We start from the raw sequence: 23,300 nt of genomic DNA on the forward strand, positions 1-23,300 counted from the left end.
GAAATTAAGCAATTAAAACTTCTTTTTTTACGGTTGATTTTATTTTCAAAACTCTGTCAATACAGATTTTAAACCATGGTGTAAAAGTATGAGGATTTTCGTTGATTTCCTGTATTAAATCGTTTGAATTTATATATCTATAATCTCCAACTTCAGTTGGGTTAGGCTTAGGTTTTTCATCAGAGAAACCGATATAAACATGATCCAGTTCATTTTCAATAAGTCCATTGACAAAAGAAGCACGGTATAAGAAGTTGAAAGCATAAAACAAATCACATTCCACACCCATTTCTTCTTTCAGCCGTCTTTCTGCAGCACGTTTTACTATTTCATTACCTCTAGGATGGCTACATGCTGTATTGCTCCATAGACCTGGTGTGTGGTATTTATGAAAAGCACGTTGTTGGAGTAACATTTCTCCTTTGCTATTAAAAACAAAAACAGATATAGCTCGATGTAAAAGCCCTTTTTGATGTGCTTCTAATTTACCTATTTTACCAATAGGGTTGTCGTTTTTATCTACCAGTATAACTTGTTCTTCCATCATTTAATGTTTTGAAAATTGGCATTATAAATTGTTGTAGTTCTTCTGAACTTGTAGAAATATTATTCTTAATAAATTGACTATCCTCTTCCATATTTAGTTTGTAATCTAAAATAGCAGGAGTGCCGTCTTGTACACAAAATCGTAAAAATCTTAGTTCAATATCTTCGGGGTATTGGCTAATCACCATCTCTAATTGTTCTTTACCTTCTTTAAATGACTTAATTTTATCAATGGGATTTATAGTAAATTTACTCTGAAGTAAAATAGCAATGGCGTTGTATGTAAGTCGTTTGTAGTCACTTTCAATTGAGCTATTTTTTGTCAGTTCATACAGTTGATTAGCCTTGTCCTCTTCAACTGAAGCTTCTATGTACAACTCTCTAACTTCCGAAAGATTGAGCTCTTGTGCTAGACTATTGGTAAGAGTGTACAATAAGGATATGATAATCCAAAATTTCATATCAAGTTAAATTGATTTTTGACCATAGATTTTAGCATCAAACTGATTTTATTAGAATTAGGAATTCTAATACGCTCTTGTAAAATTCTTGAAGACGGCAAGGATTTAATCTTGCGGAATAAATTGTAATAATAGATATAAGCCAAATAGACTCCCCCTCTTGAACTCAATGGTAGTTTTTTAATTCCAACAAGAGCTTCTGAGAAATCAATTTCTATATCTTCTTCTATTTTTTGTTTATCTTCTTCTGAGAAGTTTACCATATTGACTCCTGGAAAATAGGTTCTCCCTAAATAGGAGAAATCGCTGTTAGCATCTCTAAGAAAATTAACTTTTTGGAAAGCCGAACCTAAACTCATAGCACTGGGTTTAAGAGCTTCATACTGTTCTTCATTGCCTTCTACAAAGACTTTTAAGCACATTAGACCAACGACTTCTGCTGAACCTAAAATGTATTTATTGTATTTGTCGGCATCATAGGTTTGCAATTCATCCAAATCCATTTCCATACTATCTAGGAAAGTGTTGATAAGTTCCCATTCAATATTGTAATCGTGCACTACTTTTTGGAAACTATTTAAGATAGGGTTCAAACTAATCTTAGATTCAATAGCATCTATAGTATCTGCTTTGAATTTGTGAAATAAACGGTGTTTGTCATAATCGTGGAAGGTGTCCACTATTTCATCAGCAAAACGGACAAAGCCATAGATGCCATAAATAGGAGCATGTAATCTTTTGTCTAAGGCTTTAATACCAAAGCTAAAGCTTGTACTGTAAGCTATGGTAGTCAACTTACTGCATTTGTCAGAGACATTATCAAAAATATACTTCATAATTAGATTAAATTGGATTCTACAATGTGTTTTGCAACGACTTGCCCTGAAATAATAGATGGGGGCACGCCAGGTCCGGGTACTGTCAATTGACCGGTGTAGAATAGGTTATTTATTTTCTTGTTAATGATTTTAGGTTTAAAATTTGCTGTTTGAAGAAGTGTATTTGCTAAACCGTAAGCATTGCCTTTGTAAGCGTTGTAGTCGTTTACGAAATCGTTAACACAATAACTTCTTTTATACTCAATATGTTCTCTAATGGTCTGTCCTGTATAGTTTTCAAGACGTTTAAGCATTATGTCAAAGTATTTTTCTCTAACACTTTCACTATCTTTAAGTCCTGGTGCGATAGGCATCAAAAAGAAGATATTTTCTTTACCTTCTGGAGCTACACTTGGATCTGTTTTTGAAGGACAACAAACGTAAAATAGGGGTTTGTTTGGCCACTTTGGATCAGTATAAATTTCATTGGTGTGTTGCTCAATGTCTTCGTCAAAAAATAAATTGTGATGAATAAGTTTATTGAGTTTTTTGTTTACACCAACATAAAACAATAAGCTAGAGGGTGAGAAGGTTCTTTTTTGCCAGTAGCTATCGTTATAGTTTCTGTATTTTGGTGGTAGTAATTTGCTATCAACATGGTTATAATCTGCTGAACCGACTACCACATCCGTTTCAAATGTTCTTTTGTCAGTAACGATTGATTGGATAGTTTTATCTTCAATATTGATAGATTGTACAGCTTCATTGGTATGAAATTCAACACCTTGTTCTGAACAAATTTCTTTGAAAGCATCAATGACTTTTCCAAAACCTCCCATTGGGTAGAAAGTACCTTTTTTGATGCCTGAATAAGCCATTAGACTATATAGTGCTGGAGTTTGGCTAGGTGCAGTCCCTAAGAAAAGTACTGGAAATTCCAACAAGGATTTTAAATATGGGTTCTTAAAATACTTGGCTACATGCTTTCTATAAGAAGTAAATACTTGTAGCTTAAATACATTAGTAAATAGCTCAGGCTTACACACCTCTGAGATAGATAGACCAGGCTCATATACCAATTGGTTGATGCCGAAGTCATATTTGAACTCGGCTTCTTTCATGAATTCTTCTAACTTTTTAGATGAACCTTTTTCAAAATTCTCGAACATTTCACAAACTTCTGACCAGTCAGAAGATAGTTTCATTGTTTTTTCTTGTTCGAAAATGATTTGAAAACCAGGGTCTAACTGAATGAGCTCAAAGTAATCGCTTGCTTTTTTGCCAAATTGAGCAAAAAATTTATCGAATACATCTGCCATCCAATACCAGCTCGGTCCCATATCAAATGTATAGCCTTCAGCTTCAAATTGTCTAGCACGACCACCGATACTTGCGTTTTTTTCAAAGACACTAACTTGATGCCCTTCTTTTGCAAGAAAAGCAGCAGCACTTAATCCTGAAAACCCACTTCCTATAACTGAAATTTTACTCATTAATAGTCTTACGATTTTATGAATTCATAAAATTCATTTCTTGTTTTGTTGGATTTAATGAATTCTCCTGTTAACTTGGAGGTTTTCATAGAAGTACCTTGATGTCCTACGCCTCTACATTGTACGCAGTTGTGTGAGGCCTCAATCATAACTGCCACACCTTTGTTGTTCTCGACAATTTTGTTGATAGCATCGTGGATTCGAACGGTAAGATTTTCTTGAATAGCACCTCTTCGAGCATAATGTTCAACAATTCTATTCAATTTACTTAAGCCAATAATTTCTTGGTTGATTTTAGGAATATAAGCAATGTGTGCTTTGCCTAAAATGGTTTGATGGTGGTGTGAGCACATAGATATAATGGGAATATTGCCCTCGAAAATGATACCATCGTATTCATAGTTAGGAAAGGTTGTAATTTTTGGAAAAGCATTGTAACGCCCTGCCCACAAGTCATTGACATAAGCTTTGGCAACTCGTTTTGGCGTTTCCATAGAGTTAGGGTCGTTTTTCCAATCGCAACCCAAAGCATCTAGAAATTCACCAAACTTAATGGCTGCTTTGTCAATCATTTCAAGCTTTTCCTCTTCGTTTAGAGCACCATTGATATTTATACCATCGGCATAGCCAATATTTCTAAGTTCTGGGTTTAACTCAATGATTTGAGCTGAAGAGCCGTTTATAATTTTGTTATTATCCATAATATTCTACATAGTTGTTTTCTGTTTCATACAATTTTACACTGTACAGATTGTTACCTGTGGCTTGTATGTCACTTTCCAATTCTTCATAAATCTTTATAGCGATATTTTCAGCAGTAGTTATAGTGTCTTTCATAAAATCAACCTCAAGGTTTAAGTTTTTGTGGTCCATTTTGTCAACTATTCTGTTTTTGATAATATCGCTCAATACTTTTAAGTCTATAACATAACCTGTATCGTTATCGACAGGTCCTTTTACGGTTACAAATAGGGTATAGTTATGTCCATGCCAATTTTTATTGGCACACTTTCCAAATATTTGCTCATTTTTTTCGTCAGACCAGTTTGGATTGAACAAACGATGGGCAGCATTGAATCTTTCTCTACGAATAACTTGTACGGTTTTCATTTTGTATAAACTTGAGTTGTTAAAATTATACAAAAATGCTTAGCTTTGCAACAAAAAGATGAAAATATTATTAATTGGTTCTTCTAGCGATATAGCTCGCAATCTAGTAGAAAATGCAAATTCTGAGTTTGAATTTATCGAACTAACTTCAACACCAACTTTAGCCAATCAACACCAAATTGATGTTCAAAATGAGGATAGCTACCCTCAAATTGATGGTGAAATCAATGGAATAGTCTATTTTCCGGGCTCAATAAACCTCAGACCTTTTTCAAGTTTGAAGTTGTCAGATTTTCAGACGGATTATGAAATTAATGTATTGGGTTTGATAAAAACATTGAAACATTATCACAAACAATTGGCTTCGGATTCATCGGTTGTTCTTATCAGTTCTGTTGCAGCCTCTATTGGCATGCCTTACCATGCTTCTATTTCGATGTGTAAGTCAGCTATTGAAGGACTTTGTCGTTCTCTTGCTGCCGAGTGGTCGCCTAAGGTTAGAGTTAATTGTATTGCACCATCTGTTGTACAAACTAAGTTGTCCTCTCGTTTGTTTAGAACCGATGCTCAAGTGGAGCAAATGAATGCCCGTCATCCTTTGCAAAAAGTAGGTCAGCCTAAAAATATATCGGACGCTATTTCTTTTTTATTGTCTGATAAATCTTCTTGGATAACGGGGCAGACCTTACACATCGATGGGGGACTTTCTAGCTTAAAAAAATAAATATGTTTTCATTCATTTGGCGGTTTAAATACTTGCTTTCTATTGTCAGTTTAATATTATTTGTCTTTTGTTTTATACAACTGCTCAATGCTAATATATATTTTGATTCTGAAAGAATAATCAATGAATTGGAAGCTGCCAATGTGGACATTAATGTCTTAGATGATAACAATTTAGTCTTTTTTGGACTTTCATTTAAGGATAGTTTAAGCTATCAAGATATGTTAGATGTTACGGCTTTTCACAAATCCTTGAAAAAGTCGGACTATGTTAAACGTGTTTTTAGTCTTGTTAATGACCGTCAAATTATAAATACGGGCTTGTTTCCTATTTCTAAAAAAGTATTGAATGTAAGTGATAAAGAATCCTACAAAGAATCAATTCAAAAAATAGATGCTAATGGAAACAACTTCATATCGTCTGATGGAAAAAAGCTACTTTTCTTAGTAGAAAATGCGCCGGGTCTCAGTAAAGATGATAGTCGAATCTTTATCAACTCGTTGTATGCAACGGATTTGAACGAAAACATGACCGAAGTGTTTGTTAGTGGTCGTTCTCCGAGTGAACTATATTTTGAGAAGAAAGTCATTCAAGAATTCATAATACTTACTTTAGTCAGTGGATTTTTATGCTTTTTATTTTTATTGTTCATTACAAAAAACCTAAAGTTAGTTGTGCTGACGGTCTTTAGTGTCATTGCCAGTATAGTGGTGAGTCTAGGACTTTCTCAAGTTTTGTTTGGAGGTATAGAATTGGTAATGATTATTACACCAGCAATCTTATTTATTGTTTGCCTTTCAGATATTATGCATTTAACTAATAAGCAATCCAATGTTACCTCATCTAAGGGTGCTTTCTTTCTTATGAGAATGGATACGGTTGGCAAGGCTGTTGCATTAACTTCTATAACTACTTCTATGAGCTTTTTGACATTTTTGGTTAATGATATTGTGCCTATACTTCGTTTTGGTTTAATCACATCCGTAGGCGTTGTTTTCACACTTTTTATTGCCATCTTGGTTTATGCCATAAGTATAGATAAGAATTTCAATGAATCGAATCCTGTGAAAGTTATTCAACAATTTACAGATGCTGCAATAAGCTTTTTGAAAAATGGACAAAAGTCAAAGTCTTTTCATTTTTTTATGGGGATTCTAATAGCCTTTGGTTTGTATGGGGTGGCTCATGTTCAAATAGATAATTACTTGACTGATGAAATCAACAAAAAGTCAAAGATTTATCAGCAGACAGCTTTTTTTGACAGTCATTTTGGAGGGATTAAACCCATCACTATTTTTTTGGACAAAGACAACCTTAATGATTTAGAGGTATTGTCACAAGTGGAAAAATCCATTAAAGGATTGGGTTTTGTTGTTGATTTTTCCAATACTAATACGACCTCTATGATGCTAGAGCAACTGGGTTTCGCTGACCAAGATTTAGTCGACAAATACTTTTATATATGTCGTTCTGGCGATGAGGGTTCGTTAGCAACGTTAAAAAAATTAAAATCTTTAGAAAATGAATATAAGGCAAGTGGTCTAGAATTTAATTATTCTGGTGCTGGATATTTGTTTGATATTCTAGGTAATGACCTCACTAGACAGCTTATTTTCGGCTTACTTATTGCTATTTTTTCTATTGGCTTAGTCTTCTTTTTGTTGAATAAGTTTGACTTCAATTATTTCATTATTGCCATTGTCCCTAATCTAACTCCTATTGTTGTTTGTGTAGGTTTATTGTATTTGAATGGCTTTTACTTTAGTCTGTCAAATGCCTTCATTTTTACTATAGTTTTTGGATTAATTATTGATGACTCTATTCATCTTATTAGTGCTTATGCCAATGCTAGAAAAAGAAAAATATCAAAGTCAGAATCTTTGGATGTAGTCGTTAGCAAAACAGGAGATGCTATTCTTAAAACTACCTTGATTGTTATCATCTGTCTTTTTCCCCTTTCCTTTTCGGAGTTCAAATCTGTTTCTCAGTTATCGGTCATTACGATATTGAGTGCTTTTATTGCTGTCTTTTTCGATATGGTTTATTTACCCTTAATTATCAAAAGACTAACTAAGTAGCCACAAGTCGTTAAGCTCGGCTTTGAAAAAAGACCATAAGTTGTCGGGCAGATTATCTTTTTCAAAAAAATCGAAGCGGTCATTCTCGTGATTGAGTGAAATGTTACTGCCTTTAGTTCTCGACTTATAAAACCAATATTCATCATTATCAAAAGTGCAGTGTTTTACGAATTGAGGATTTTCTAGATTTATGCTAGTTTCTTCTTTGGTTTCTCTTATTACAGCTAGGTTTGCTTTTTCCTTGGGCTTTATTTTGCCAACGACCGGTGTCCATATTCCTGGGTAAAAGGGATTGGTCAAAGTCCTTTTTAATAAAAGTACTTTATTGTCATGGAATATGAAGTGGACACAATATTTCATTTTTGAACTTTTGGGCAATACCAACTCTTTCTTTGGTCAGAGGTTGTGCTACTAATAACCTCATTGCCATATTCATCTTCTTTCTTGCCATACACTTTAAGTTCAAATTTTGAGACGTGAAAAGGATTTTTGAAATCTTTGAGTTCGGCACCGCCACTTACATAACTGCTTTGCATGATATCTTTGGTAGCTAATAAAAGTTCTTTAACTTTTTTGGAAGACAGTTTGCCCCAATGTTTTTCAGGGTGTAATTTGGCGGCATACAAAGCTTCAGATTTGATGTAGTTGCCAACACCAGGAAAGAAACGTTGGTCCATAAGTGTTGAACAAATGGACTTGCTTTGACTTACTTTTTGTTTGAGGTATTTCAGGTGCTTGTCGAAGTTATACTCTTCATTTAATAGGTCGTAAGTGTTGAAATGCTTTTGTTGAATTTGTTCTTTATTGAGAATTCTCATTTTTCCAAACTTTCTGACATCTCTAAAGAACAATTCTCTGTCTTGAGCACTAACTTTAAAATGACAATGCTTTATGTTATTCTCGCTCCAGCCACCAGTCATGCCGAGGTGGAAATTAAAATATTGTCCATTAGAAAGGGGTAAAAAAATGTTCTTTCCTATGGTGAATGTGGCTTGAAAATCTTTTGGGTGATATTGCTTTATACAGTCAAATACGTCTGCATACTTGTTTTCATAATATTCAGTAAGTATTTTAAATGTGATGTTTTTTGCTCCGTCAAAAAACGAATTGTAATAGGAAGATGCTATTTTTACCTCGGGTCCTTCAGGCATTACTTTAGTATAACAATGACTTCGTTTCTTCTATTTAAAACTTTGTAAGGCGAGTCGTAAACTAACAATTCAAATTCATCGGTATGTGCGATATCGTATTTTTCAAGTGTATCTATCAACTCTTGTTTTTTACGCTTGACCTTAGCACTATTAGAATACCCTGAAAAACGAATAGCCGCTACTTTTCTTGAATCCATTTTTATTATGTCTATCTCATTGGAGTTAGGAGTAGGCAAAGTTTCCATTTCATAGCGTTCTGGCATTAGGAACATCATTTCTTTATTTTCGGATGATAGACGCATATTTACAGGCGAGGTCATACCAATTTGTTCATTCTTATCATTACCGCCAAATATATAATTGGCAAGTACTCTAAATTGAGAGTTGTTGCCAGATTGCGAAAAGTGACTGGCATATATAAGTGTTGGATACTGTCTAATTTCGACAGAATCTATGGTTCTAATGATATTGTAGTTTTCAGTTTTACTCACGCGAAAAGAAAATAGGGTATATATAATAAGTATAGCTATGGTTAAAAATAATAATTTTTTCATTTATTTCAGTCTTTCAATAATTTGCTCATCTAGTGGATTTACGCCACTTTTGAAATAAGCGATTAACTCTCCGTCACCATTTATCAAAAATTTGTTGAAGTTCCATGATACCTCGAAATTGTCTAATCCGTTTTGTTCTTTGTTAGTTAGCCAAGCATAAAGAGGATGCTGATTTTTTCCTTTGACATCTACCTTTTTCGTCATAGGAAATGTAACATCAAACTTACTTTCACAAAATGTTATTATCTCTTTTTCGTTTGCTGGTTCTTGAGCACCAAACTGATTGCATGGTACTCCTAAAACTACAAGTTTATTGGCGTATTTCTGACTTAGCTTTTGCAAATCGGCATACTGTGAAGTGTAGCCGCAATATGAAGCAACATTTACTATTAGAATGTTCTTGCCTTTGAAATCAGACATTTTGATTTCTTTATTTTCTATAGATGGAATAGATAATTCGTAAAAAGATTGAGAATAAGCTGAGTTCATAATAAATAATGAAAATATAAATAGAATAAAGGGTCTCATATTATTGTTTTGTTAAAAAAAGTGAGAGAGTTTTCACTCTCTCACTTAAAAATCAAATTAACCTTGATTTACAATTTACTTTCGTAGATTGTATCTTTTAATACTTCTTCCGTTAGAATAGATGTCAACTAAAATCTTCTCTTTTGAATCTCTATCGACCAATTCTCCTAATAGGTTTATGGAGTATAAATATTCTACATCTTTTTCATTGAAAAACGTATTTATTGCAGTAGGCTCATCTTCTGTTACTAATACAGCATTAATAACATGTACAACTCCATTGTTAGCTAAAATATCAGCCTGAATGACTGTTGCCATATCAATCATTACGCTACCAGCATCTATGCTGACAACTAACACATCATCGTTCAATGTTGGCACTTCCATACCATCGGTTAGTTCTGTTGACAGTACATTACCAGAGTGAACATGATGTAACAGTATTTCTGTCAAAAGAGTATTATCAGCAAGTAAGTCGTCTAATGCTCCTGCGGGTAATGCATCAAAAGCATCGTCTGTTGGTGCAAATACTGTAAACGGACCATCACCAGACAGTGTTTCTGCTAAATTAGCTTGAATAACAGCGGTTTCTAGAGTGTTGTGGTTTTCTGAATTTTCAATAATATCAACTACTGAGCCTAAGTTAACAACAATAGTACCAACCATACCTTGAAGTGCATGATTGCCAACTGAGCAATCGTAGTTATAAGTACCATCTATGTTAAACACGTGCGTATATATTGTAGCTCCAACAGTACTGGTTGAAGGAGAGTCAAAACTTTCTGGGTTGTCAAAGCTATTCCCCGTTAAAGAACTAATGTTCCCGTTTACATCGTGTGTGCCTCCATCATTAATCCAAACAACAGTATCACCAACGTTAATTGTAAGTTCACTAGGAGTATAATAGAACATTCCAGCATTAACTTGATGTATAGTTGCAAAAGTTGTTACTGAAATTAGGGATAAAAGTAGAGTACGTAGTAAATGTTTCATATTAAAATTTGTTTAGTTAAGATACTGCAAATATATAACTTTTTTAAATTTGTATAAAATTTTTGCAATAATGTTATACAAAAAGTATATATTTGCATAACAATTAATGACTATAGTGTCTTCAAAATTTTAACATTTGGTACAATGCCAAGAAAGAAGAAAGAAAGAATTTCAATAGAAGAAATTAAAAAAAGATCTCCAAAAATTATCTTTTATACAGATAAATTGAAAATCAATCTCAAGTCGATGAGCAGTTTAGATTTTTGGTTCGATAAATACCCAAACGGTAAATACATAATCAATGACTAAGTATAGTATTGACCAGTTTTCACAAATTACGGGTATTACAAAATTTGTGTTGAGGACATGGGAAAACAGGTACGGTTTTCTCAAGGCTCAACGTACAGACACAAAAATTCGGTTCTACACTGACGAGTTGCTTGTTCGTGCTTTAAATTGTAATTACCTAATAGAAAATGGTTACAAAATTTCATACATTTCTAAACTATCTCATGATGAAATATCATCTAAGGTAGACGAAATTAAAAACAGTGCTGAAGATAATTCGATAGAGTCCTACTACATTGTCAAGTTGATAAAGTCTGCTCTTGATTTTGATTCTAATTTATTCAATTCAACTTATGAGAAAGGTGTTCAGGAGTTAGGTATTCTTGAGTTTTACAAATCTGTATTGTTGGTTGCCTTTTCTAAAATTGGGATTTTTTGGCTCACTAATAGAATTGCCCCTTCGCAAGAACATTTTTTATCAGAATTAGTAAAACAGAAGATTGGTGCAGCTGCAGATTCAGCATCTAAAGATGAAATTAAAAAAGCCTCTTGGCTTTTATTTTTACCAGAAAATGAATTTCACGAAATCGGATTAATTTTTGCTAAGTTTTTATTAATTAAAAACGGTTTTGAAGTAGTTTATTTAGGTGCCAATGTGCCTTACGGCTCTTTGTTGCAATTAGCGGAGAAAAAACAAATTGATAATGTATTGTTCTTTTCTGTTTCTAATACTTCGAAAAGCAATTTAGATTTTACCATTAATTATTTGAATCAATCATTTCCAAAGGCTAAACATTTTCTAGTTGCCAATAGCTTAGATATAAATTTCCTTACAAAGGATCATGATATCACAATACTAGATAATTTAGATGATTTTGTAGAAATTATCTCATAGAAATATTTCTGCTTTCAATAAATTTTCGAATAAATTTTTTGTGACCTTTGCTGTCCACAACTTTTAATTTAATGGTGTAATCATTTATTTGGACTTCTAATACTCCATCGTTATTTAAAAAACTGATTTGATTGTAGCGTGACATTAAAATATACTCCTCATTTTTATGTCTAAAATATACCGCTACACCTTTGGTTCGTAGTTCAAATGTACAATACACTAAATCTGTATATTCTTCAAAATCTATCTCAAAATTCTTTGGACTTATTTTTAATAATAGATATTTAGGAGAACCATAAAACCCATTTTTGATTTTTTGAGCTAAGGTGTAAGAATTGCCGCAAATAGCTAATAAATTTTCTCTGATTTTTTTCTGATTTTGACTGGTTTTAAATAGCATAGTTGTATATTTGTATAACAAAATTAATAAAAAGTTATACAATATTATTATTTATTTGACAAATTGAGTTTAATACACTAGACTATGGCGCACTATCAACTTCGAAAAGAACAGTTTCTAAAAACAGATATTGACACAATTTGGGATTTTGCATCATCTCCAGCCAATCTTAAGGAGATTACTCCCGATTATATGTTATTTGATATTACATCAAAAGACCTACCAGAGAAGATGTATCCTGGAATGATTATTACTTACAAAGTTTCCCCTTTATTAAATATTAAGATGAATTGGGTAACAGAAATAACACAGGTAAAAGACAAACATTTTTTTATTGATGAGCAACGTTTAGGTCCTTACAAAATGTGGCATCATCAGCACTTTTTCGAAGAAAAAGATGGTGGTGTATTAATGACTGATATTGTCACTTACATTCCTCCCTTTGGTGTGCTTGGTGACATTGCTAATGTTGTGCTAATCAAAAAACAATTGGAAGGTATTTTTGATTACAGATTTAAAGTAATGGATAAAAAATTTAATCAATAAAAATGAAACGACCTTGGAATATTATTAGCCCACCTGTATATAGTTTAGTGACTTATGACGAACAAGGGAAAGTCAATATGAATATATGTACTTATGTTTCGGCAGTAAGTATGAAGCCTAAAATGTATTCTATCGCTATAGATTACACGACTAAAACCTATAAAAATTTAGAAAAATCATCTAAGGTGGTTCTTCAATTATTAAGTGCTTCTAACCTCAAGGTAATAAGAAAGTTAGGTAAAATTAGTGGTAAGTTTTTTGATAAAGACCGTTACCTCAACTCATACAATTTACTTCAATCTTGGAAAGATTACAATGTGCTAAAAGATACTTGTGCATTAATTGAGTTAGAAAAAAAATCGGTGGTCAATAATCATGGAGATCATGCAATTTTTTTCTTTGACGTTACTGCTTTTAAGACCATTTCTGAAAAAAATGTCCTTTCATTTCAGGATTTAGTAGATAACAGAATAATACTATAATTTATGCACCTTACAAAAGAGCAAATACAGCAAACCTCACGAATCAAGCGTCTTAATATAATTAACTCTATTACTGGAGTTAAACCTGCAAATTTAATTGGTAGTATTTCTGAGAACGGGCATAGTAACTTAGCTGTTTTTAGCTCAATAGTTCATTTGGGAAGTAATCCTGCTCTTTTGGGATTTATCTTACGACCTCAGCACGAAGTTAGGAGGGATACGTACGATAACATCATGCAAACGAAATATTATACCATTAATCATATTCCTTCTGACTATGTTGAAAATGCCCATTATACATCGGCTAAATTTGACAAGGAAGTTTCAGAGTTTGATAGTTGTAAGTTTACCGAAGAATATTTATTTGATTTCGATGCACCATTTGTTAAAGAAAGTCGTGTTAAGATAGGTTTAAAGTTAGAAGAAATGTTACCTATTGAGTTGAATAAATGTGTGATGGTTATTGGTTCTATTCAACATTTATGGGTTGATGATGTGGCAGTCGAAGACGATGGTCAAATCAATCTAGAGTTGTTAGATGATGTTGGAATAGGAGGTTTGAATAGTTACTACAAACTAAAGCGTATTGCTCAATTTCCTTATGCAAGAGTCAATGAATTGCCTGATTTTTAATAAAGCATGAACAAGCCCTTACCACATAAAAATTGTTTAGTTTGTCTTAAACCTTTTTCATGGCGAAAAAAGTGGGAACGGGTTTGGGAGGACGTAAAATATTGTAGTGAACGTTGTAGAAGAAATAAAAACAACAAGAATGTATAGTGTAAATATAATTTTTCCTAATCAGCTTTTTAAGCATAGCGATTTATTGGATAATACTTATCCTATATATCTCGTTGAGGAATTTTTATTTTTTAATCACTATCAATTCCACAAGCAAAAATTAGCCTTTCACAGAGCAAGTATGCAGTTTTATAAATCTTACCTTCAAGATTTGGGTAAGACGGTTCATTACATTTCGGCTACAGACTCTAATTCGGATATCCGTAGGCTTTTAGAAAAGTTAATTGGTGAGGGTATTCAAGAAATTCATTTCATTAATCCCGTTGACAATTGGTTAGAAAAACGAATTTCAAATGCTACTAAAGATATCCAATGTGTCGTTTATGAAAGCCCTTATTTCATTAATCAGTCCGATGAGTATTCTGAATTTTTCAAAACAACTAAAAAGAAGTTTTTTCAAACCTCATTTTACATTGAACAACGTAAAAAATTAGGTATTTTACTAGAGGAAAATGCTTCGCCAATAGGGGGCAAGTGGAGTTATGATACAGAAAATAGAAAGAAATATCCAAAAGGTAAAACGCCACCCAAGATTACTAAACTTGAGTCCAATGATTTTTATATTGAGGCGGTAAGTTATGTTAAAAACAATTTTTCTGATAACCCTGGCGAGTTGTCTCAGACTCCAATTTATCCCAATGATTATCATGAATCTATTGAATGGCTCAATGATTTTTTAGACCAACGATTTCATGACTTTGGTGTTTATGAAGATGCTATCGTAGATTCAGAACATTTCCTTAATCACAGTGTTCTTACACCCATGTTAAACGTCGGTTTGCTGACACCCTTGCAAATTATTGACAGCGCATTAGAATATGCTGCACAAAATGATATACCTTTAAATTCTTTGGAGGGCTTCATACGACAAGTCATTGGTTGGAGAGAGTTCATTAGAGGTATCTATGTGGCCAAAGGAACAGAAGAAAGAAATCGCAATTTTTTTCAGCACAAACGAAAAATACCACCCTCTTTTTATGATGGCACAACAGGCATTATTCCCATTGATACGACCATACGCAAATTATTAAAAACAGGCTATGCTCATCACATTGAGCGACTAATGATATTAGGTAATTTTATGTTGTTATGTGAGTTTGACCCTGATGAAATATACCGTTGGTTTATGGAGCTATTCATAGATGCTTATGATTGGGTAATGGTTCCAAATGTATATGGTATGAGTCAATTTGCTGATGGTGGTCTAATGTCCACTAAGCCGTATATTAGTAGCAGTAACTACTTAAAAAAAATGAGTAATTACAAAAAGGCTCAATGGCAAGAAATATGGGACGCTTTGTATTGGCGTTTCATCGATAAGCATAGAGAAGTTTTTAATAAAAATATTAGAATGAAATTTATGGTTTCTATGTATGATAAAATGTTGACTGAAAAGAAAGAAAAATTCATCATTATTGCAGACAATTATTTTAAGTCTTTAGACGTTGAACTCAATTAAAAAATAAATTACAATACATGGCTAGAATTATCTTCACAACAGTACTCATTGGTTTCATTTTAAGTCTTGACCTTTACGTATGGTCAGCTTTCAAAACACAACTCATTGAAAGACCATTCTTGAAATATGCGTTTTGGGCAATTACTTTACTGACTATAATTTTTATGTATTATCCAGCCATCAATACCAATATGACACTATATCCCAATTATATGGTTATTATTTTTGGCTTTATATTTACCATTATTGGTTCAAAGTTAGCTATGGTTCTTCCATTGTTAATTGACGATTTATTACGTCTTTTCAAATACGTATATCAAGCTATTTTTGTCCAAAAGAGTCTTTCCTTAGGAGGTCAGCCCATAAGCAGATTGGCCTTCTTAAAAAATACAGCTTTAGGTTTAGGCGCATTGACCTTCTCTACCTTTGCTTACGGTATTCTTATTGGTCGTTTCAATTTTAAAAAGCACTTTGTAGACTTAGCATTGAAGAATTTTCCAAAAGGGGCAAAACCGTTGAAAATTGTTCAAATATCAGATTTACATTTAGGAAGTTTTCAGAGAAAGGATAAGCTTCTAGAGGCTGTTGGATTGATAAATGAAGAAAATCCAGATTTGATTTTTTTTACAGGAGATTTGGTAAACAACCACGCTTCAGAGGCTGCTCCTTTTGTAGAGGTTCTCAAAAAGCTCAAAGCTAAATATGGCAAATATGCAGTTTTAGGTAATCATGATTATGCCGACTACATTGGTTTGGATTTGAAGTCTGATGAAGGAAGGTCAAAGTGGCAAAGGAATTTTGATGAAATACAACAGCATTTCACTAATTCAGATTTTGACCTTTTGCTCAATGAAAGCCGATTAATAAACGTTGATGGATTAGAAATAAATGTTGTTGGGGTAGAAAATTGGGGCGATGGTAGATTTTCAAAATATGGTGATTTAGAGAAAGCTATGCTCTCTGTAAAAGAAGGAATCCCCACTTTTTTACTCTCTCATGACCCCACCCATTGGACTAACAAAGTTCTACCATTTTCAAAGCACGTGGATTTGCAATTGGCTGGTCATACTCACGGTATGCAATTTGGGATAGAAATAGGAGGTATCAAATGGAGTCCTTCTCAATGGAAGTATAAATTTTGGGCTGGTCTTTATCAAAACAAGGAGCAATACCTATATGTCAATAGAGGTATAGGTCATTTGGGTTACCCTGGTCGAGTAGGTATTATGCCTGAAATAACGGTCTTAAACGTTCAATCAACTTAACATTTTAATTATGAAGTATTATTTTTCCTTGATACTAATTTTATTATCCTTTAGCTTACATTCTCAAACTGTTAGGGTCTATGGTAGTGTTAAAAATGCACTTAATAACGAGCCTATACCATTTGCAAATGTTGTCATTGACGGCACTTCCAAAGGAACAACCACAGATATTGATGGTAATTTTGAGTTATTAGAAATCGAACCAGGTATATATAACTTTAAATGCAGCTATATAGGTTTTAACACGGACTTGAAAGTTGAAATACAATTAACTCCCAATAAGAATTTAAGATTAGATTTTGCATTAACAGAAAATGCTCAAATCATTGATGAGGTACAAGTGACCGCCAACACCTTCAATAAAACAGAAGAAAGTCCAACCAGTTTGCGAACTATTAACGCTTCAGAAATCCTGAGAAGCCCAGGAGGAAACCGAGACATTTCAAAGGTAATAGCCAATTTACCAGGTGTTTCAAGCTCACCTTCTTTTAGAAATGATATTGTTATACGTGGAGGTGCACCTAATGAGAATCGTTTTTTTCTCGACGGTGTAGAAATTCCTAATATCAATCACTTTGCAACACAAGGTTCTTCAGGAGGACCTGTTGGTATATTAAACGTGAATTTTATTCGAGAGGTGGACTTTTATTCAGGTGCTTTTCCTGCCAATAGGGGCAATGCCCTAAGTTCGGTAATGGAACTCAAACAAATTGAAGGAAGTGACGAAGACTTTAGTGCTTCATTTATGGTAGGTTCTAGTGATGCAGGGCTTACTATTAATACCCCTTTGTCCGAAAAGTCAAGTTTATTATTGTCTGCTAGACGCTCCTACTTACAATTTTTATTTAAGGCTTTACAATTACCTTTTTTGCCTACTTATAACGATGTACAATTGAAATATACTTTTAAGCCTAATCCTAAAAATCAATTCAATGTGATAGGTTTAGCAGCTATTGATAACTTCACCTTAAATCCAGAAGCCAATGAAGGGATTGATGATCCGCAGAAGTTAGCTCAAAACGAATACACACTCAACAATTTACCTATCAATGAGCAGTGGAATTATACTCTAGGTGGGACGTGGAAACGCTTTTTTGATAATTCTAATTTGTTGGTGGTAATGAGTCGTAGTCACCTTAATAATACTGCCGTAAAGTATGAAGATTATGCCGATTTATCTTCTCCAAAAATTATTGATTACGAATCACAAGAAATTGAAAATAAATCTAGAATAGAATATAATTTTAGGGAAAATAACATCAAGTTTAATGTTGGTCTAAATTTAGAAGACGCTACTTATTTAAATTCTACACAACGAATTTTAACCACAGGCGATTCTATTTATACTAAGCTGGTAGAAACTGACTTACACTTTATTAAATATGGTGCTTTTGCTCAATTGAGCAAGACTTATTTGGTGGATAGATTAGTCACCTCTGTTGGTTTTAGAATTGACGGTAATAGTTTTACCGAAAATACGACTACCCCTAATTTTTCTCCTCGTCTTTCCTTATCCTACAACCTTTCAGGTAAGTCTAGTTTGAATGCCAATTTAGGACGGTATTATCAGTTGCCTGCCTACACAATTTTGGGCTTTGGTTTGAACAATAATTATTTCAATCAAGATGCGGAATATATTCGATGCGACCATGCTGTTTTAGGCTTAGAATATAATCCGTCCAATTACAGTAAAATAACAGTAGAGACGTTTTACAAGCAATACGACAATTATCCTTTTTCAATAATTGATAGTATTTCTCTCGCTAATTTAGGAGGCGACTTTGGCGTAATCGGCAACGAGGATATTTCTTCCATCTCTCAAGGCAGAAGTTATGGGGTTGAGTTTCTCGCACAACAAAAACTAAGTTCATCAATTTATGGTATTATGTCCGTAACGTACTACAGAAGTGAGTTTGAAGATAAAAACGGAGAGCTTATTCCTTCGGCTTGGGACAACCGTTTTATTTTTAACATGACTGCAGGTAAAAAGTTCACAAGGAATATAGAGTTAGGTTTGAAATTCCGTTACTCAGGTGGAGCCCCTTACACGCCTATTGATTTGGCAACTTCAAGTAATGTAGAAATTTGGAATATCAATCAAAGAGGCGTGTTGAATTATAACGCATTGAACACAGAGCGACTAAAAAATGTTCATGGCGTAGATTTGCGATTAGATAAGAAATGGTATTTTAATAAATGGAGTTTGAATGCCTACATTGATGTGGAAAATCTATATAACTTCAAAATCCAATTACCATCCGAAGTCGGAATTGATTCGGAGATAGGAGATGAAATATACACTTCTGAAAGTAGCGATCAATACAGTTTATACGAAATTGTTAATGAGTCAGGAACAGTGCTCCCTAGCATTGGGCTTTTAATAGAATTTTAAGATGGCAGAAAAAGTACTCATAACAGGCGGTAGTGGGGCATTAGCCCAGCGAGTAAAACATCTTCTTTTGGAAAAGGGATACCATGTCATTACGCTCACGACCAATGAAAAAAAGGCTAATGATAAAGATGTTTTTCACTGGAATGTTTCTAAAAAAATAATTGATACAAAAGCCTTAGTCGATTGCAGTCATATAGTTCATTTGTCTGGATACAGCATTATGAAGCCTTGGACAGTTGTTAATAAAAAGCTGATGTATGAAAGCCGAATAGATGCTGCCCAATTATTGTATGATTCATGTAAAGATTTGGGAGTTAAACCTAAAACTGTCATTTCCGCTTCAGCTATGGGTTATTACGGAATAGATGCTAAAGAACTCATGTCGGAAGATGATGCGCCAACACAAGATTGGCTTTCACAGATGTGTGTTGATTGGGAAAAAGCTACACAAAGCTTTCAATCGTTGGGTAGTAGAGTAGTCCATATGAGAATATCCTTATTATTGAGTAAAGACTCTGGTTTTTTACAACCAACTATGTTGTCAATGCGACTGGGTGCTGGTGTTGTTTTTGGAAGTGGAAAACAGAATATTGAATGGATACATATTGATGATGCCGCAAAATTTGTATATTATGCTATTCAAAACCAGTCTATTACTGGAGCTTATAATTTGGCAACAGAGCAAAAATGGACACAATACGAATTTATGAAGTTCGTTAAAAGAAAAGTGGCTTTTTATGCATTGTTGATAAAGTTGCCATCTTTTGTTTTAAGACTGATTTTTGGAGGAAGAAGTGTTATCCTTGAAGGGGGTTGTGCTCTATCAGTAAACAAATTGATAACAACTCACTTTGAGTTTGATTATCCAACTTTAGAAAGTGCTATCGATAAAGAAATGTACAAGTCATGAGATATAATTTAAGCGTATTTTGGTTCAGACGGGACTTAAGATTACACGATAATCATGGTTTTTTTCAGGCTTTAGATAAGTCAAAATCGGTGCTTCCTATTTTTATATTTGATACCAATATCTTAGATAAGCTAAACGAAAACGATAGACGCGTAAGTCTTCTTTTTGACCGCTTAACAGAACTCAACACCGAACTTGCCAAACAAGGAAAAAAAATTCATGTTTACTATGGTGATCCTAAACTGATATTCAATGAGCTTCATGATAAATTACCCTTTGATGCGGTATTCACTAATACAGATTATGAACCCTACGCTACAAAAAGAGATAAGTCGATAAAATTTTCTTTAAGCAAGAAAAAAGTAAAATTCCGTTCGTTTAAAGATCAGGTCATATTCGAAAAAGATGAAATACTAACAGCTGAAGGTAAGGTCTATGGAGTTTACACTTATTATATGAAAAAGTGGAAGAGTATGTTTAGAGCTTCCATGACTCAACCCTTTCCTTCAGACACCTTACTGCATAAATGTATTAATTCAGATGTTATGCCTTGTGTTAAAACTATTGACCAAATTGGTTTTCTGCAAACAGAATACATTTTATATAAGCCCAATTTAACCTATCGTTCACTTTTGGATTATGAAGAAAGTAGAGATAACCCCAATTTAGAAGGAACTAGCAATGCATCGGTTCATTTACGCTTTGGTTTTTTAAGTATTAGAGAAGTCGTAAAAGTAGCCTATCAATATTCAGATGGTTTTTTGAATGAGTTGATTTGGCGTTCCTTTTTTGCTCAAATATTATGGAATTATCCTAGAGTTGTTGACAGTTGCTTTAAAGAAAAGTACAACAATATTCGTTGGAATAACAACGACTTACTTATAAAGTGGAAGTACGGAGAAACGGGTTTTCATATTGTGGATGCTGGAATGCGTCAGCTTTTCGAAACAGGTTATATGCACAACAGAGTGCGCATGATAGCAGCCTCATTTTTAGTTAAAAATCTAGGTATAGATTGGCGATTAGGCGAGGCATATTTTGCCTCTACTTTAATGGATTATGACCAAGCATCTAATAATGGCAATTGGCAATGGGTGGCAGGTACTGGTTGTGATGCAGCACCATATTTTAGAGTATTTAACCCTAACACTCAGAGAGAAAGATACGATCCTAATTTCGAATATTGTAGCAAATGGATTAATGAATTGGAAGAGAATGGCAAGTACAGAGTGTCTAAAATTGTAGATGCTAAAAAATCTAGACTTGATGCGATTGATAGATATAAAAGATGCGGTTGAGTAAATCCAAAAAAGTTGCAATAATTGGAGCAGGAGTAGGAGGATTAGCAACTGCAATACGATTATCTATCAAAGGCTATTCTGTCGAAGTTTTTGAATCCAATTCATACATAGGCGGTAAGTTATCACAAATTGAATCCAAAAATTTTCGCTTTGATGCTGGACCTTCTTTGTTTACTATGCCTGAGCTTGTCGATGAGTTGTTTGAATTGGCTAACAAAAATCCAAGACAGTATTTTAACTATCTTCAGTTAGAAGAAAGTTGCCGTTACTTTTATCCTGACGGAACTTTTTTAAAAGGCTATTCCGAAGTCCATAAGTTTGCCAAAGAAGCGGCTAAGAAAACTGGTGTGAATCCAAAAAAGGTAAAAAAGCACTTAGAAAAAAGTGCCTATATATACGATTCTACAGCTTTCCTTTTCTTAGAGCGTTCCTTGCACAAATGGAGGTCATACCTATCTTTTAGGGTTTTGAAATCCTTTTTAAAGTTACCTTTCTTAGGCGTGTTTTCGACTATGCATAGGGCTAATTCTAAGGCATTAAACAATGAGAAGATGACTCAGCTTTTTGACAGATATGCTACTTATAATGGGTCTAACCCTTATGTAGCTCCTTCCATCTTAAATATCATTCCTCATCTAGAATTTAATAAAGGAGCCTTTTTCCCAAAGGGAGGAATGTACTCTATTGCCTTATCTTTATTTGAGTTAGCGGAGTCTTTGGGAGTCAACTTTCATTTGAATTCAAAAGTCAGTAAAATTGTTGAAAATAATGGTCAGGTTTTGGGCGTTGAGGTTAATGGTATACATATTGATGCTAATTATGTAGTTTGCAATTTGGACGTTCATTTTGTTTATGGAAAGTTATTGCAGGGCTATAAAAAACCAATTAAAACCTTGACTCAAGAACGCTCTACTTCGGCTCTAATTTTTTATTGGGGAATTAATAAAACATTTGACAATTTAGATTTGCACAACATCTTTTTTAGCGAAGATTACAAGCAAGAATTTGAATATTTGAGACATGGACAAAACATTTATGACGACCCCACAATTTATGTAAACATCACTTCAAAAAAGAATAAGTCCGATGCTCCAGAGGGTTGTGAAAATTGGTTTGTAATGATTAATGTGCCATCTAATACTGGGCAAGATTGGGACAGTTTAATTGTCGATGCAAGGAAGTCTATTTTTAGAAAGTTATCCCAACAATTGGAAATTAACCTAGAATCTCTTATCTTAACAGAGGAAATTTTAGAACCAAGAACGATTGAATCAAAAACAGCGTCTTATCAAGGGTCGTTGTATGGGTCGGCATCAAATAACAAGATGGCTGCCTTTTTTCGTCATTCTAATTTTTCTAACGATATTAGAGGGCTATATTTTTGTGGTGGTAGTGTTCACCCTGGTGGTGGTATTCCATTGGCACTTTCTTCTGCAAAAATTGTAGATGGTTTTTTTCAAACACTTAACAAATGAGTTGGACTAAAGTTAACCTTATAATAATTTTGCTTTTTATTCTTCATTTAGTTGGGGGAGTGGCTCTTTCTTTGGAAAGTGTTAAGTCAATGTTTCTTGTGCTTACGCCATTTAATCTTGCACTTACTTTTGGATTATTGATTTGGGGAAACGATGACTTTTCTTATAACTTTTTCAAGGTCATTTCTGTCCTTTTTCTAATAGGCTTTTTTGTTGAAGTACTTGGAGTAAATTCTGGTCTATTATTTGGCGAATACCATTATGGCAAAACTTTAGGTTTTCAATTCCTTGGGGTGCCACTTATTATTGGTCTGAACTGGGTGCTTTTAGTAGTATCATCTTTTGCAGTTAGCTCCTATTTTGTGTCTAATTCCATTTTAAAAGTTGTATTACCTTCTGTCATTATGGTTTTATTAGACCTTATGATTGAGCCTGTGGCTATACGCTTAGATTTCTGGCACTGGCAAGCAGAGGTTATCCCTTTGCAAAATTATATTATGTGGTTTTTTGTGGCATTATTAATGAATTGGATTCTGACTTTCAATCGGTTTAAGTTTAATGTGAAATTAGGTTTTGGCTTATTGATTTCTCAAGTTCTTTTTTTCACTTTACAATCGTTTAATTGTTAGT

The 23,300-nt window shown here is 33.6% G+C and carries 26 protein-coding genes; 14 read left to right on the forward strand and 12 right to left on the reverse strand.

Annotated elements, in window-relative coordinates; genetic code table 11:
• Window positions 1-4: 4 nt before the first annotated feature.
• The 6 genes from idi to ISP71_03380 are packed head-to-tail and all read right to left on the reverse strand — an operon-like array spanning window position 5 to window position 4,428.
• Window positions 5-544 (reverse strand): isopentenyl-diphosphate Delta-isomerase, encoded by a 540-nt coding sequence (gene idi / locus ISP71_03355; GenBank protein ID MBL6663121.1) that lies wholly within the window; start codon window positions 542-544, stop codon window positions 5-7.
• Window positions 516-1,007, reverse strand: a complete 492-nt coding sequence (locus tag ISP71_03360) for a hypothetical protein (protein MBL6663122.1) — start codon at window positions 1,005-1,007, stop codon at window positions 516-518. The genes idi and ISP71_03360 overlap by 29 nt, the downstream gene beginning before the upstream one ends.
• A complete protein-coding gene (locus ISP71_03365) occupies window positions 1,004-1,843 on the reverse strand; it encodes a phytoene/squalene synthase family protein (protein ID MBL6663123.1) in 840 nt (279 codons plus the stop codon). Before ISP71_03365 ends, ISP71_03360 begins: the two co-directional genes overlap by 4 nt.
• A 2-nt stretch (window positions 1,844-1,845) precedes the next feature.
• The gene (gene crtI, locus ISP71_03370; GenBank protein MBL6663124.1) at window positions 1,846-3,318 is read right to left on the reverse strand and encodes a phytoene desaturase; all 1,473 of its coding nucleotides are present in this window, start codon (window positions 3,316-3,318) and stop codon (window positions 1,846-1,848) included.
• Window positions 3,319-3,326: 8 nt separating this feature from the next.
• A complete protein-coding gene (locus ISP71_03375) occupies window positions 3,327-4,019 on the reverse strand; it encodes a GTP cyclohydrolase I (protein ID MBL6663125.1) in 693 nt (230 codons plus the stop codon).
• Window positions 4,012-4,428, reverse strand: coding sequence for a 6-carboxytetrahydropterin synthase (locus ISP71_03380; GenBank protein ID MBL6663126.1), 417 nt, complete (start codon window positions 4,426-4,428; stop codon window positions 4,012-4,014). The genes ISP71_03375 and ISP71_03380 overlap by 8 nt, the downstream gene beginning before the upstream one ends.
• Window positions 4,429-4,486: 58 nt before the next feature.
• Between ISP71_03380 and ISP71_03385 the strand changes: the two genes are divergently transcribed.
• Window positions 4,487-5,152 (forward strand): SDR family oxidoreductase, encoded by a 666-nt coding sequence (locus tag ISP71_03385; protein MBL6663127.1) that lies wholly within the window; start codon window positions 4,487-4,489, stop codon window positions 5,150-5,152.
• A 2-nt stretch (window positions 5,153-5,154) separates the two neighbouring features.
• Window positions 5,155-7,230, forward strand: a complete 2,076-nt coding sequence (locus ISP71_03390; protein ID MBL6663128.1) for an MMPL family transporter — start codon at window positions 5,155-5,157, stop codon at window positions 7,228-7,230.
• On the opposite strand, the gene ISP71_03395 is transcribed toward ISP71_03390, so the two are convergent.
• The 5 genes from ISP71_03395 to ISP71_03415 form a co-directional block, all read right to left on the reverse strand.
• A complete protein-coding gene (locus tag ISP71_03395; GenBank protein ID MBL6663129.1) occupies window positions 7,219-7,590 on the reverse strand; it encodes an NUDIX domain-containing protein in 372 nt (123 codons plus the stop codon). The genes ISP71_03390 and ISP71_03395 overlap by 12 nt on opposite strands.
• Complete coding sequence (locus ISP71_03400; protein ID MBL6663130.1) at window positions 7,587-8,381, reverse strand: hypothetical protein; 795 nt, start codon at window positions 8,379-8,381, stop codon at window positions 7,587-7,589. Before ISP71_03400 ends, ISP71_03395 begins: the two co-directional genes overlap by 4 nt.
• Window positions 8,381-8,935, reverse strand: coding sequence for a heme-binding protein (locus tag ISP71_03405; GenBank protein MBL6663131.1), 555 nt, complete (start codon window positions 8,933-8,935; stop codon window positions 8,381-8,383). The genes ISP71_03400 and ISP71_03405 overlap by 1 nt, the downstream gene beginning before the upstream one ends.
• The gene (locus ISP71_03410) at window positions 8,936-9,463 is read right to left on the reverse strand and encodes a glutathione peroxidase (protein MBL6663132.1); all 528 of its coding nucleotides are present in this window, start codon (window positions 9,461-9,463) and stop codon (window positions 8,936-8,938) included.
• A gap of 75 nt (window positions 9,464-9,538) precedes the next feature.
• Window positions 9,539-10,456: a fasciclin domain-containing protein gene (locus ISP71_03415; protein ID MBL6663133.1), complete on the reverse strand. Its 918-nt coding sequence runs from the start codon at window positions 10,454-10,456 to the stop codon at window positions 9,539-9,541.
• Between the two features lie 301 nt (window positions 10,457-10,757).
• On the opposite strand from ISP71_03415, the gene ISP71_03420 reads away from it, so the two are divergent.
• Window positions 10,758-11,639 (forward strand): MerR family transcriptional regulator, encoded by an 882-nt coding sequence (locus tag ISP71_03420; protein ID MBL6663134.1) that lies wholly within the window; start codon window positions 10,758-10,760, stop codon window positions 11,637-11,639.
• Here the strand turns inward: ISP71_03420 and ISP71_03425 are convergent.
• The gene (locus tag ISP71_03425) at window positions 11,629-12,039 is read right to left on the reverse strand and encodes a hypothetical protein (protein MBL6663135.1); all 411 of its coding nucleotides are present in this window, start codon (window positions 12,037-12,039) and stop codon (window positions 11,629-11,631) included. The genes ISP71_03420 and ISP71_03425 overlap by 11 nt on opposite strands.
• A gap of 84 nt (window positions 12,040-12,123) precedes the next feature.
• Between ISP71_03425 and ISP71_03430 the strand changes: the two genes are divergently transcribed.
• Genes ISP71_03430 through ISP71_03480 form a run of 11 tightly spaced genes read left to right on the forward strand, consistent with a single transcriptional unit; the run spans window position 12,124 to window position 23,299 of the window.
• Entirely contained in the window at window positions 12,124-12,585 is a 462-nt protein-coding gene (locus tag ISP71_03430) for an SRPBCC family protein (protein ID MBL6663136.1), read from the forward strand.
• Between the two features lie 2 nt (window positions 12,586-12,587).
• Window positions 12,588-13,067 carry a flavin reductase gene (locus ISP71_03435; protein MBL6663137.1) on the forward strand — a complete coding sequence of 160 codons (480 nt, stop codon included), beginning with the start codon at window positions 12,588-12,590 and terminating at the stop codon, window positions 13,065-13,067.
• Between the two features lie 3 nt (window positions 13,068-13,070).
• Complete coding sequence (locus tag ISP71_03440; GenBank protein MBL6663138.1) at window positions 13,071-13,700, forward strand: flavin reductase; 630 nt, start codon at window positions 13,071-13,073, stop codon at window positions 13,698-13,700.
• 6 nt (window positions 13,701-13,706) lie between these two features.
• Window positions 13,707-13,847 (forward strand): DUF2256 domain-containing protein, encoded by a 141-nt coding sequence (locus tag ISP71_03445; protein ID MBL6663139.1) that lies wholly within the window; start codon window positions 13,707-13,709, stop codon window positions 13,845-13,847.
• Window positions 13,840-15,327: a cryptochrome/photolyase family protein gene (locus ISP71_03450; GenBank protein MBL6663140.1), complete on the forward strand. Its 1,488-nt coding sequence runs from the start codon at window positions 13,840-13,842 to the stop codon at window positions 15,325-15,327. Before ISP71_03445 ends, ISP71_03450 begins: the two co-directional genes overlap by 8 nt.
• 17 nt (window positions 15,328-15,344) lie before the next feature.
• A complete protein-coding gene (locus ISP71_03455) occupies window positions 15,345-16,592 on the forward strand; it encodes a metallophosphoesterase (GenBank protein ID MBL6663141.1) in 1,248 nt (415 codons plus the stop codon).
• A 10-nt stretch (window positions 16,593-16,602) separates the two neighbouring features.
• Window positions 16,603-18,984, forward strand: a complete 2,382-nt coding sequence (locus ISP71_03460) for a TonB-dependent receptor (protein MBL6663142.1) — start codon at window positions 16,603-16,605, stop codon at window positions 18,982-18,984.
• A gap of 1 nt (window position 18,985) precedes the next feature.
• Window positions 18,986-19,894: a TIGR01777 family protein gene (locus ISP71_03465; GenBank protein ID MBL6663143.1), complete on the forward strand. Its 909-nt coding sequence runs from the start codon at window positions 18,986-18,988 to the stop codon at window positions 19,892-19,894.
• Window positions 19,891-21,192 carry a deoxyribodipyrimidine photo-lyase gene (locus ISP71_03470; protein MBL6663144.1) on the forward strand — a complete coding sequence of 434 codons (1,302 nt, stop codon included), beginning with the start codon at window positions 19,891-19,893 and terminating at the stop codon, window positions 21,190-21,192. Before ISP71_03465 ends, ISP71_03470 begins: the two co-directional genes overlap by 4 nt.
• The gene (gene crtI, locus ISP71_03475; GenBank protein ID MBL6663145.1) at window positions 21,183-22,670 is read left to right on the forward strand and encodes a phytoene desaturase; all 1,488 of its coding nucleotides are present in this window, start codon (window positions 21,183-21,185) and stop codon (window positions 22,668-22,670) included. Before ISP71_03470 ends, crtI (ISP71_03475) begins: the two co-directional genes overlap by 10 nt.
• Window positions 22,667-23,299: a carotenoid biosynthesis protein gene (locus ISP71_03480; GenBank protein ID MBL6663146.1), complete on the forward strand. Its 633-nt coding sequence runs from the start codon at window positions 22,667-22,669 to the stop codon at window positions 23,297-23,299. Before crtI (ISP71_03475) ends, ISP71_03480 begins: the two co-directional genes overlap by 4 nt.
• Window position 23,300: the final 1 nt, after the last annotated feature.

The organism is Flavobacteriales bacterium (assembly GCA_016779995.1).
Taxonomy (GTDB): domain Bacteria; phylum Bacteroidota; class Bacteroidia; order Flavobacteriales; family UBA7312; genus UBA8444.